The following is an 11,412-nucleotide window of genomic DNA, read 5'->3' as shown; positions in this document are numbered from 1 at the left end:
AGGCTGTTGCGCGTTGTGGTTTCGGCTTCAACGAGGGGATTTCAGTGTCGGGCAATGGCAACATCGGCGTCGGCGGTAAGACCGCAACGCGCAGACCGGGCCAGCCGACCGCCGAAAGCCTGGCCGTGACCAGCGGTGCATCCGCACTGCGGGCCGGTGAAACAAATCTCCTGACGAAAGAACGCCCGAGGATTTGCGTCGCCATGACGCAACAGAGCGGCGACAGCGGCCGCGGAAATCAATCTGAACCGCAAGAGTTCCTGCAATTGGTGGGTTGCCGCGACCCCAATGCCCGGCCTGTGCCGTGGGTTCGCCCGCGGCCGGTTCCGGCAAAGGGATAATCAGCAACCCGTCACTGGATGAACTCGCCACATTTCTGGACCATGGTATCGGCGGACCCCCAAGGCATGATCGGCACCGACGAGGTGGAGTTCTTGGGCGAGCCTTCGATCAGCCGATCCGAATAGACCATATAAACCAGCACGTTCCGTTTGGCATCGCAGCCGCGCACGATCTGCATCTTCTTGAAGAACAGTGAGCGCCGCTTGCGGAACATGTCGTCACCCTGCTCCATCTTGTCCTTGAAGCGGATCGGGCCGATCTGGCGGCAAGCCAGCGAAATATCCGAGACTTCCTCGGCAAGCCCGAGCCAGCCCTTGAAGCCGCCCCGCTCCGGCACCGTGAAGTGACAGGCGACCCCCTCGACCTCGGGGTCGTCGACACCATAGGTCGCGAGCTTGTCGTTCGGACTAAGCAATTTGAATACGGTCGAGCGGCGGAAGATCAGGTCCGGCTCGTCGGCGGCGAAAACCGACGAGCCCGGCCATAGCGCCAAAACCAGCGCCAGCAAGGCTGAAGGTCCCCACCTCGTGTCACGAAGGCTTAGGGCTTTACGTGTCATGTTTTTCTCCGTTGGCGCGCTGCCACCCATGTAGGCGCGAAAAGGCCCCGCAGGAAGGCCGCCGGCAAGGGGTGGCGTCTGCGCCTTTAACGGAGTGTGAGGCTTTTTTGTTACGCTAACCCCGAAAACCGCCGGCTAATGGAAGCCTCACGCTGGTGGAGGCGTATCTCGTCTGACACTAAGGATCGATTGGACTAAAGGATTCGAAATGGTGCGCGTGGGCGAGCATAGGGTTCTTGGTGGCGGACAGCTTTGGCGAATAGCAGTTCTGACGGCTGCCGGCGCGATCGGTGCCACCGCCCCAGCGGAAGCCGCGCTGTATTACTGGTCGGATTCCGATACCGGATATTATCGGCCGGGGCCGACGGCCCGGCAAAAGCCGCACCGCCATCAGGTCAAAAAGATCGCGGCGCCGGCGAAGGAATCGGCCAAGCCACAGGGGCCGATCATCATCGCGATATCGATCGAGAGGCAAAACCTCAAAATCTACGACGCCAACGGATTCTTCGCGGAGGCCCCGGTCTCGACCGGCATGAAGGGCCATTCGACGCCGATGGGTGTCTTCAGCGTCATCCAGAAACAGAAGCTGCACCATTCCAACATCTATAGCGGCGCGCCGATGCCCTATATGCAGCGGATCACCTGGTCAGGCATCGCGATCCACGCCGGCGTGCTTCCCGGTTATCCGGCATCGCACGGCTGCATCCGGATGCCGATCGCGTTCGCCATGAAGATGTGGAACTGGACCAGGATGGGCGCGCGGGTCGTCGTTACTCCCGGCGAAATGACCCCTGCCAACTTTTCGCATCCGCTGCTGGTGACGCAGAAAGTCGTACCGCTTCCCGCAGCCGAGCCGCAGGCTGACGCACCGCCCGTGCCAAGATCCGACAAGGCCTCCGAGGCCGACACGCCGATCAAGCCCGCGATTTCGGAAGCGAAGCTTGAACTGAGACCGACCGTCGGCCACGCCGACCGCGCACAGCCGATCATCGGCGAGCCGCCGACATCCAATTCCTTGCGCGGGCAGACCCACACCGCGGACGCCAGCGGCGCCATGCCCGCGTCCCGACCCGCTGTCGCGGTATCAGATGCAACGCCGCACGAGGGCTCCCGGACCGTCAACGCGCCGACGAGCGCGCCCGACGCCGCTGCGGACCAAGCGGCCGATGCATCGAAGACCGATGCAAAGGCCGAAGCTGCCAATTCCGAAACGGCAAGATCCGCGAAGCCCGGGGAAACCGAATTGTCCGACGACAGGGCCGCCGAGGCCACGATGGACGCGGCAATAGCCGATGTGTCGGCGACCGGAAGCACGATCAGTGAAGTAAAGCCCTCCGGGAAAAAGGTCGAGGCGAAGACGGATGACGTCGAGATCAGCTCGTCGAATGCGGACGCGCTGAAGTCAGGCGAGAAGCCGGCCGACAAGCCTGATGGTGCCGCCGCCGGGAAAACCGACGCGGCGTCAGCGACGGCGCCAAAGCGCTCCGGTCAGATCGCGGTTTTCATCAGCCGAAAGGATTCAAAGCTCTACGTGCGGCAGAATTTCGCGCCGCTGTTCGACGCGCCCGTAACGATCGCGCCGAGCGAGCGGCCGCTGGGAACGCATGTGTTTACCGCAGAAATCGACAAGAACAATGCCAACGTCGTGCATTGGTCGGTGGTCTCGTTGCCGTCGCGGCGCGCCGAGCGGCGTGACGGAGAGGAGCGCGCCTCGCGCCGGCGGAAGACCGCCGCTGTCGCCATCGTCGAGCCGAAACCATCGCCGGTGCCTGACAGCCCCGGTGAGGCGCTGGATCGCATCACCATTCCTGCGGATACGATGGCGCGGATTGTGGACGCGCTCTCAACCGGAGCCTCGATCATCGTTTCCGATCAGGGCATCAGTGCCGGCGAAACCGGCGAAGGAACGGATTTCATCGTTTCGCTGCGCTAATCGCGGATTCGCCCGATCCCGATAAATTCGCGATGATCACGCGCGGCGGATCGCTCGCATGCGTCCTTGGCGGGATCGAAGCGCTCGCATCACTGATTTATTCGCCACCAGCGGGAAATAGATCTGTCGGCGCCGGTCGGGACGTTATTGGCGAATGAACTGATCTGACGTGCATCGAGCATTGACGCGACGTCGGTCGCCGTGGCCTTGCCGGTTGCAACGAGTTCTTCGAGCTTGAATTCGTCGACGACGAACGGTTTTCCGGCGAGCCTGCACACGATCTTGTTGGCGCAGGCCACGTCGCCAGACATCGCAGCGACCTGCGCCGCATCGTTCAACACGGTGCGTTGGTTGGCATAGATGAAGGAACGAAAGTCACCGCTCATAATGAGCAAAGCGGTTTCCTGACGGTCGGAGGCGATGAGCCGGATCAAAAGCGCCGCAATCATCAAATCCCGGGATCGGCGCGCGCCGATCCGTTTGGCTATCCATGTCGTTTCAATACGGGCAAATGCGACTCCAGCCCCTATTCCCAACGCGAGGAACAGATCGAATTCGGCATTGCCGGCCACACCGTGACCGAACCATTGCAGGATGCAGGACAACAGGCCGAAGCCGATGAGAAGCGCCGTGATTTTTGCCGCGTTCGACGTCCTGTTATTGAAGGCCCAGCCGGCCCAGATCAGAAGCGCCAGCGCTGGCCATTGAAGGTGGCCGAGATTTCCGATCACGTTCGACCATGCGTACTGCCGGTTGGCGAGCAGGTTCGGAAGGAAGTCAGGTCCAAACACGACGACGCAGGTGGCAATGCCGATCACACACGCCGCGGCGCCGATGATGGTTGCCCGAACCGCGTACCGGCTCCGGCTGATGATTAGCCATGCGACCGCAGTGACCGGGACCGCAATCATGCTGTGCTTCCAAAATCCTGCGGCCACCATCAAGAGCAGCGATCGAACAGGCGATTGCCCGGCACGGCAGTGCAACAGGAACCACACGAGCGCGGCCCCCATGATCGCTTCGCCCGCAAGCTGAGGGTCGTTGGCTCCAACGTAGGTTGTCTGGTTGCGCGCCATGATGGCGAGATACCAAAGCGCACCGATGGCAGCGCCGGCGCGACCACCAACGAGGACGCGAACGGAAACGAATACCTCGATTGTAACCGCAAGCAGCGCGATCAACGATACCGCGCGGCCGACGAACAAATTGTCGATTCCAAGCGCCTTGCCCAGCAACCCTATCGCGTAAAAAGAGAGCGGCGGATAGTTATTGCCGACCAGACCGTCGGCCGGGGGGTAAATAGGCAGGCCGGCGGCGGCAGCGTCCTGGAAGTAGCCATTCCATGCCTCGGTCGGCCAGATCTCGATCAAGAACTGCGCCCGCCAGATCGGCCACGCCAAGAACCAGGCGGCGGCGAACGACAGCAGCGCCAGGTACAACAAAGTTCGATATTCGGCCTTCGACGCCAACGAGCCAGGCATCGGCAACGCCGGCGCAAAGGTTGTCATTTGCTGGGCCCCCAAGCCCAATACAGCCAGCCACAAACCGGGGCGGGCATGCAAAACTATCTTCCTTGCTGCCAAAGCCTCACGCCGCGAGGCCGAGATCATGCGCCGGTCGAGAAAGTCCAAAGTCGGTCAACCAAGCTAAGCTACCAAAACAGAGCCTCGTCCGGTTTGCGTTGGGTCAATCGCCGATCCTACCGCCGACCTGCTCCAGCCTCCGGGCGGTATCACCCGGCGGGGCGGTATCAACATCTATTGAAAGGCGGTTCACTGTCCGTTGGTCTATTCTTGCCCGGCTCGGAGAGACGCCATGATCAACCGCAGGACCATCCTCACGGCGGCGTTGGCTGCGGCCATCGGCCCGCTCGCGACGCGGACAGCCCGCGCACAGGCGGCCATGAGCCGGGTCACGGCCTATGCTTTTTCGTTCCATGCCCTGGATGGCGGCGATATCAGCCTCGCCGATTACACCGGCCGTCCGCTGCTGATCGTCAACACCGCGTCATTATGCGGCTACACCCCGCAATATGCCGGATTGCAGGGATTGTGGACCGAATTCCACGGTCGGGGCCTGACGATCATCGGCGTGCCCTCCAATGATTTCGGCGGTCAGGAGCCGGGCGGCTCGAGCGATATCGCGGAGACGGCGCAGCACCAATACGGCGTTACCTTTCCGATCACAGCCAAGGCCGTGGTGAACGGTCCGAATGCGCATCCGTTCTACAAATGGGCGGCCGCGGCGCGTCCGAAGGACGTTCCGCGCTGGAACTTCCACAAATATCTGATCGGCCGCGACGGATACATCGCGGAAGTATTTCCCTCGGCCGTCGAACCATCGGATACGCGCGTCAAAACCGCCATTGCGCGGGCGCTCGCCGAGTCCTGACGCGCGCCCTCTTCTCCGTAATTGACCGGTCCGCACGACGAATCGGCCTGTGGGGATAAGAGCCGTTGCCGTGGCGGCGCAGGTCCAACTAGGCTAGTATTATCAGGGCGGGAAAGCGCCGGACCGTGGCGAAAAAGCCGGGCCGGGCACCGGATCAGTGTAAGGGATGAAGAAGATGCGGATTGCGGCAGGATTGATCTTTGCGGGCGCGATTTCGCTGTGTGCGTCAGGCCTGGCCTGGTCGCAGACTTCCGCCACCAAGAGCGCTGCGGCCCCTCAGGCGGCAGCTCCGCAAGGGGCCGCAGCTCCCGCCCCAGCACCCGCCCCCGCCAAAGCGACCTGCGCCAATCCCAATGCGCTCGGCATCGCCCGCGTCGTCGAAATCGATACGACCGGCGGACCGGGCTTCGGTTTTGAGCACTTCAAGCAGCTCGACTTCCTGCGCGACCACGAAGTGGTGCTGACGTTCGACGATGGGCCGTGGCCAGTCAACACGCCCTCAGTGCTGAAGTCGCTGGCGGACGAATGCACCACCGGCATCTTCTTCTCGATCGGCAAGCATGCGACCTATTACCCGGAAATCCTGAAAGAGGTTCTAGCGGCCGGCCATACCGTAGGAGCGCACACCTGGTCGCACGCCACCCTCACCAACAAGAAGCTGACCGAAGACCAGCGCAAGGAGGAGATCGAGAAGGGCTTCAGCGCGGTGAAATGGGCCCTGGGCGGCGTTTCGCCGGCACCGTTCTTCCGCTTCCCGGCGCTGCAGCATCCGCCGGAAATGGTGACCTATCTCGGGACCAGAAACGTCGCCATGTTCTCCTGCGATCTCGACTCCTTCGATTTCAAGGCGCGCAACGCCCAGCAGGTCATCGACGTCACCATGAAGAAGCTGGACAAGCTCGGCAAAGGCATCATCCTGATGCACGACTTCCACAAGCACACCGCCGAAGCGCTGCCAGAGTTGCTGCACCGGCTGAAGGCCGGCGGCTACAAGATCGTCAAGATGATCCCCAAGGCCCCGGTGCAGACCCTGCCGCAGTATGACGACGAAATTCTGAAAGACGCCAAGCTGCCGACCGTGAGTTCGCGGCCGGTCTCCAGCGTGGTGCAGACGATTTCGGAATAGCATTCTCCGCGCGCAAGATGCCGGATCTGAGCATCGACGGTTATGTCATCGTGTCGGCGGACGGCATGCTGGCGAACGCCGCCCGCGTGATGCCGGATGAACTAAAATTCGAGGGCGACAAGCAATTCTTCACCGCCGCCCTCGATCGCGCCGACCTGATCGTGCATGGCCGCAATTCCTACGAAGACCAGCCGAACTCGCCGCGGCGAAAACGGATCATCGTGACCCGCAGCATCGCCGCGATCGCGCCGGATCCGTCGAATTCGAAAGCCACGCTGTGGAATCCGGCCGGAGCTTCGTTCGAGGCGGCCTGCGATTTCGCCGGCGTACCTTCCGGCACCGTCGCGATCATCGGCGGACCCGAAATTTTCGCCATGTTCCTGGACCGCTACGACACGTTCTGGCTCTCGCAAGCCCCGCGGGTGCGGCTGCCCGGCGGCGAGCCCTGCTTCCCCGGCGTGCCCGCGCAGTCACCGCAGCAGATCCTGGAAGCGCACGGGCTCAAGGCCGGCGACGGCCAAATTCTCGATAGCGGCGAGGATGTCAGCGTGACGCCGTGGCGGCGGGAAGTTTAGGAATTGCGCGTAATCTCTTTCGCAAAACCGGAGCCCACTTTTGCGGAATACGCGCTAGATCTCACCATAGACGGGGTCCGTCGCACTCGGCCTCCGGCCATAGCCTGCGATCATGAACAGCGCACCGATGATCGACAGACTTTTCAGGGCGTCCACCAGGGACTTGGCATTGTCGGGCGGCGACTGATTCCAGAAATCGTTGAAATAGAAAATCGTCGCAGCCACAAAGAAAATCAGAAGAATCGCAAAGAACCGGGCGCCGAAATTCAGCGCGATCATCAATCCGCTGATGACCTCGAAGGAGCCGACCGCAATGGCGAGCATTTGCGGCATCGACATTCCCGTCATCGTTTCGAGCTGCGACGTATAAGGCGTCAGCAGCGCGGGAATGATAACCTTGGCCGAAATAAACTCCGCCGTGGCCGGAATCGCGAACAGCTTGGTCGCCCCCGAATAGATGAACAGCACCGCGAACAGAATTCGCCCGAACGTGATAAAGGCTGGCATGGATCGGCCTCACTGGATGCTGCAAATAAGCCAGGGTCGCAATGTCAGGCGATTATGGTCGTTCTGCCCCGGCTTTTCAAACGGTCAAATCAAACTCTCCATGCTCCCCGCTCTCAAACCGAAACCTGATCGAATTCTCGCCAACCTGTAACGTTTTTTGAGCGAAGTGGGTATCGCCTTGCGGGAAGAAGACGCGTCAAGAGACGTATCTATGGCCTCGGTTCCGATTCGATCCGAATCGCGACTCTATCCAAATAACGTCGGCTGCTGGCGGCCGGCGCGCTCCTGGGCTTCGACGGCGGCCACGGCCGTCATGTTGAGAACGCCGCGCGCGGTCACCGATGGCGTGAGAATATGCGCCGGGCGCGAGGGGCCGATCAGGATCGGGCCCACGGGGAGCGCATCCGCCAGCGCCTTGATCATCTGATAGGCAACATTGGCCGTATCGAGATTCGGCATGATCAGGATATTGGCCTCCCCTTCCAGCTTCGAGTGCGGCAGGATCAATTTTCGCGCGGCTTCAGACAGCGCGGTATCGCCCTGCATTTCGCCGTCCGCCTCCAGTTCGGGATGGTTCTGCTTCAATAGCGCAGTGGCGCGGCGCATTTTGCGCGAGGAATCGGTATCATAGCTGCCGAAGTCCGAATGTGACACGAACGCGATCTTGGGCTTGAGCGCGAAGCGCTGGACATGGAGCGCCGCCAGCGCCGCCATTTCCGCGAGTTCCTCGGCACTCGGGTTCGGCCGCACCTGGGTGTCGGCGATGAAATAGGCGCCCTTGCTGGTGATCATCAGGGCAAGCGCTGCGAAATCGCTCACCCCCGGCAGGAAGCCGATGATCTCGCGCACATGGCGCAGATGGCTCATGTAACGACCCTCGACTCCGCAGATCATGGCGTCGGCCTCGCCGCGGATCACCGCAAGGGCTGCGATCACGGTGGCGTTGGTGCGGACCACCGTGCGCGCGGCGTCCGGGGTGACGCCGTGCCGGCCGGCGACGTCGATATAGGACTGAACATAGGAGCGGTAGCGCGGGTCGTCCTCGGGGTTGACGAGGTCGAAATCCCGGCCGGCCTTGATGGCGAGGCCGAACCTCTTGATCCGCGCTTCGACCACGGAAGGGCGTCCGACCAGGATCGGCCGCGCCAGCTTTTCCTCGAGCACCACCTGCGTCGCATGCAGGACCCGCTCGTCCTCGCCCTCGGCATAAATCACGCGGACCGGCTGCGTCTTCGCTTTCGCGAAAACCGGCTTCATGACCAGGCCGGAGCGGAATGCGAAGCGCTCCAGCTGGGCGGTATAATCCTCGAAATTCTTGATAGGACGGGAGGCGACGCCCGATTCCATCGCCGCTTTCGCCACCGCCGGCGCAATGCGCAGGATCAGCCGCGGATCGAACGGGCTCGGAATCAGCGAGCCCGGGCCGAACCCTTGCGCCTCGCCGCTGTCGAACCCCTGCGCGATGGCGTCCACCGGCGGATCGCGCGCCAGCTGCGCAATCGCGTCGACCGCAGCCTTCTTCATCTCCTCGTTGATCGCGGTGGCGCCGACATCGAGCGCGCCGCGGAAGATGAAGGGAAAGCACAGGACGTTGTTGACCTGGTTGGGAAAGTCGCTTCTCCCGGTGCATATCATGGCGTCAGGGCGCGCCTTGCGGGCTTCGTCCGGCATGATTTCCGGGTTTGGGTTGGCAAGCGCCATCACCAGCGGCTTGTCCGCCATTGCCCTGACCATGTCCGGCGTCAGCACATTGGGCGCCGATAGACCAAGGAAAATATCGGCGCCGCCGATCACTTCCGCCAGCTTGCGCTTGTCGGTCTTCTGGGCATAGACGGCCTTCCAGCGGTCCATCAGCGTATTGCGCCCCTCATGCACCACGCCGTCGATATCGCAGACCCAGATATTCTTGCGCTGCGCACCCATCACGACCAGAAGATTGAGGCACGCAATCGCCGCAGCGCCAGCGCCGGAGGCGACGATCTTGACGTCCGAAAGCTTCTTGCCGTTCAACAGCAGCGCGTTGGTGATGGCGGCGCCGACGATGATGGCGGTGCCATGCTGATCGTCGTGAAATACCGGGATCTTCATCCGCGCCTTGAGCTGCGCCTCGATCTCGAAGCACTCCGGTCCCTTGATGTCCTCGAGATTGATGCCGCCGAAGGTCGGCTCCAGCGCGGCCACGGTCTCGACCACCCGCTCGATGGTGTCGGCGGCGATCTCGATGTCGAACACGTCGATACCGGCGAACTTCTTGAACAGCACCGCCTTGCCTTCCATCACCGGCTTCGATGCCAAGGGGCCGATATTGCCAAGGCCGAGGACCGCGGTTCCGTTGGAGACGACCGCAACCAGATTGGCGCGGATCGTCAGGGATGCGGCTTCCGCCGGGTTTTCGGCGATCGCCATGCAGGCAGCCGCTACGCCCGGCGAATAGGCGAGCGCGAGGTCGCGCTGGTTGGCGAGCGGCTTGGTCGGCTGAATCTCAAGCTTACCCGGCTGCGGCAAGCGGTGATAGGCCAGCGCCGCGGATTGGAGATCTTCAGAATGGGATGTCATCAATTCCCTCCGCGGGCTCGCTCACCCCGAATCCAGGCTTCGGTGCTTGATTCATGAGAGATCAGGTTTGCGGCAGATTGAGCCGGATGTGAAGCTCGCGCAACTGCTTGACCGTCACCTCCGACGGCGCGCCCATTAAAAGATCTTCGGCGCGCTGGTTCATCGGGAACAGCGATATTTCGCGCAAATTGTTGGTGCCGCAGAGAAGCATGACGATGCGATCGACGCCCGCCGCCATGCCGCCATGTGGCGGGGCGCCATACTGGAACGCGCGGTACATGCCGCCGAAGCGTTCGACGACGTCCTTCTCGCCGTAGCCAGCGATCTCGAACGCCTTCACCATCGCCTCGGGACGGTGATTGCGGATGCCGCCGGAGGCGATTTCGTAGCCGTTGCAGGTGATGTCGTACTGGAACGCCTTGATGGTCAGCGGGTCCTGGGTTTGCAACGCCTCCAGGCCGCCCTGCGGCATCGAGAACGGATTGTGCGAGAAGTCGACCTTCTTGTCCTCCTCGTTGTATTCATACATCGGGAAGTCGACGATCCAGGCGAGTTCGAACCGATCCTTGTCGATCAGGTTCAATTCCTCGCCGAGTTTGGTTCGCGCCAGGCCGGCAAATTTCCAGAACTTGTCGGGATCGCCGGCGACGAAGAACGCGGCATCGCCGTCCTTCAATCCGAGCTGCGCGCGGATCGCCGCCGTCCGTTCCGCGCCGATATTGTTGGCAAGCGGGCCGGCGCCCTCGCCGCCTTCACGCCACATGATGTAGCCGAGCCCGGGCTGGCCCTCGCCCTGGGCCCAGGAATTCATCCGGTCGCAGAACGCGCGCGAGCCGCCGGCGGGCCCGGGGATGCCCCAGACCTGGTTCTTCGGGTCTTCCAGCATCCGCGCGAACACCTTGAAGCCGGAGCCGCGGAAATGCTCGGAGACCTCCTGGATCACCAGGGGATTGCGCAGATCGGGCTTGTCGCTGCCGTATTTGCGCAACGCTTCGGCGAAGGGAATCCGCGGCCAGTTCCTGGTCACAGGCTTGCCCTTGGCAAACTCCTCGAACACGCCGGTAACGACCGGCTCGACGGCCGCAAAAACGTCGTTCTGCTCGACAAAGCTCATTTCGAGATCGAGCTGATAAAACTCGCCGGGCAGCCGGTCGGCGCGCGGGTCTTCGTCGCGGAAACAGGGCGCGATCTGGAAGTAGCGGTCGAAGCCGCTCATCATCAGGAGCTGCTTGTACTGCTGCGGCGCCTGCGGCAGGGCGTAGAACTTGCCCGGATGAATCCGCGAGGGCACCAGAAAGTCGCGCGCCCCTTCCGGCGACGAGGCCGTCAGGATCGGGGTCTGGAACTCGAAGAAGCCCTGCTCCTTCATCCGCTTGCGCATGGAATCGACGATCGCGCCGCGGGTCATGATGTTCTGGTGCAG

Annotated in this window: 10 protein-coding genes; 5 read left to right on the top strand and 5 right to left on the bottom strand. The window is 62.3% G+C overall.

Annotated elements, in window-relative coordinates:
* On the top strand, positions 1–341 hold a 341-nt coding region (locus QZ213_RS16635), incomplete at its 5' end, for a hypothetical protein (protein ID WP_291687184.1).
* A gap of 11 nt (positions 342–352) precedes the next feature.
* On the opposite strand, the gene QZ213_RS16630 is transcribed toward QZ213_RS16635, so the two are convergent.
* On the bottom strand, positions 353–901 hold the full coding sequence (locus tag QZ213_RS16630) for a CreA family protein (protein ID WP_291687183.1): 549 nt from the start codon (positions 899–901) through the stop codon (positions 353–355).
* A 208-nt stretch (positions 902–1,109) separates the two neighbouring features.
* Here QZ213_RS16630 and QZ213_RS16625 point away from each other — a divergent pair, with 208 nt between their 5' ends.
* Positions 1,110–2,834 carry a L,D-transpeptidase family protein gene (locus QZ213_RS16625; RefSeq protein ID WP_291687182.1) on the top strand — a complete coding sequence of 575 codons (1,725 nt, stop codon included), beginning with the start codon at positions 1,110–1,112 and terminating at the stop codon, positions 2,832–2,834.
* Positions 2,835–2,923: 89 nt separating this feature from the next.
* Here QZ213_RS16625 and QZ213_RS16620 read toward each other — a convergent pair whose 3' ends face one another.
* Positions 2,924–4,465 (bottom strand): hypothetical protein, encoded by a 1,542-nt coding sequence (locus QZ213_RS16620; RefSeq protein ID WP_291687181.1) that lies wholly within the window; start codon positions 4,463–4,465, stop codon positions 2,924–2,926.
* Positions 4,466–4,649: 184 nt separating this feature from the next.
* On the opposite strand from QZ213_RS16620, the gene QZ213_RS16615 reads away from it, so the two are divergent.
* The 3 genes from QZ213_RS16615 to QZ213_RS16605 all read left to right on the top strand — a co-directional run bounded on the left by QZ213_RS16615 (position 4,650) and on the right by QZ213_RS16605 (position 6,926).
* Positions 4,650–5,225, top strand: a complete 576-nt coding sequence (locus QZ213_RS16615) for a glutathione peroxidase (RefSeq protein WP_291687180.1) — start codon at positions 4,650–4,652, stop codon at positions 5,223–5,225.
* Between the two features lie 175 nt (positions 5,226–5,400).
* Complete coding sequence (locus QZ213_RS16610) at positions 5,401–6,351, top strand: polysaccharide deacetylase family protein (protein ID WP_291687179.1); 951 nt, start codon at positions 5,401–5,403, stop codon at positions 6,349–6,351.
* Between the two features lie 17 nt (positions 6,352–6,368).
* Positions 6,369–6,926, top strand: a complete 558-nt coding sequence (locus QZ213_RS16605; RefSeq protein ID WP_291687178.1) for a dihydrofolate reductase — start codon at positions 6,369–6,371, stop codon at positions 6,924–6,926.
* Between the two features lie 54 nt (positions 6,927–6,980).
* Here the strand turns inward: QZ213_RS16605 and QZ213_RS16600 are convergent, their stop codons facing one another.
* The 3 genes from QZ213_RS16600 to aspS form a co-directional block, all read right to left on the bottom strand.
* On the bottom strand, positions 6,981–7,433 hold the full coding sequence (locus tag QZ213_RS16600; RefSeq protein ID WP_291687177.1) for a DoxX family protein: 453 nt from the start codon (positions 7,431–7,433) through the stop codon (positions 6,981–6,983).
* A 246-nt stretch (positions 7,434–7,679) separates the two neighbouring features.
* Positions 7,680–9,989, bottom strand: coding sequence for an NADP-dependent malic enzyme (locus QZ213_RS16595; protein ID WP_291687176.1), 2,310 nt, complete (start codon positions 9,987–9,989; stop codon positions 7,680–7,682).
* A 61-nt stretch (positions 9,990–10,050) separates the two neighbouring features.
* Positions 10,051–11,412 (bottom strand): aspartate--tRNA ligase (gene aspS / locus QZ213_RS16590; RefSeq protein ID WP_291687175.1); only part of this gene is annotated, 1,362 nt, incomplete at its 5' end.

It is taken from the genome of Bradyrhizobium sp. (assembly GCF_017881085.1).
Lineage (GTDB): Bacteria > Pseudomonadota > Alphaproteobacteria > Rhizobiales > Xanthobacteraceae > Bradyrhizobium.
Note: the sequence above shows the minus strand (reverse complement) of the source record. Positions and strands in the feature narration are given on the sequence as shown.

Excerpts from the sequence above, each read along its gene's own strand:
- QZ213_RS16630 (WP_291687183.1), bottom strand. The coding sequence starts at position 901 with ATGACACGTAAAGCCCTAAGCCTTCGTGACACGAGGTGGGGACCTTCA.
- QZ213_RS16605 (WP_291687178.1), top strand. The coding sequence starts at position 6,369 with ATGCCGGATCTGAGCATCGACGGTTATGTCATCGTGTCGGCGGACGGC.
- QZ213_RS16615 (WP_291687180.1), top strand. The coding sequence starts at position 4,650 with ATGATCAACCGCAGGACCATCCTCACGGCGGCGTTGGCTGCGGCCATC.
- QZ213_RS16600 (WP_291687177.1), bottom strand. The coding sequence starts at position 7,433 with ATGCCAGCCTTTATCACGTTCGGGCGAATTCTGTTCGCGGTGCTGTTC.
- QZ213_RS16595 (WP_291687176.1), bottom strand. The coding sequence starts at position 9,989 with ATGACATCCCATTCTGAAGATCTCCAATCCGCGGCGCTGGCCTATCAC.
- QZ213_RS16610 (WP_291687179.1), top strand. The coding sequence starts at position 5,401 with ATGCGGATTGCGGCAGGATTGATCTTTGCGGGCGCGATTTCGCTGTGT.
- QZ213_RS16625 (WP_291687182.1), top strand. The coding sequence starts at position 1,110 with ATGGTGCGCGTGGGCGAGCATAGGGTTCTTGGTGGCGGACAGCTTTGG.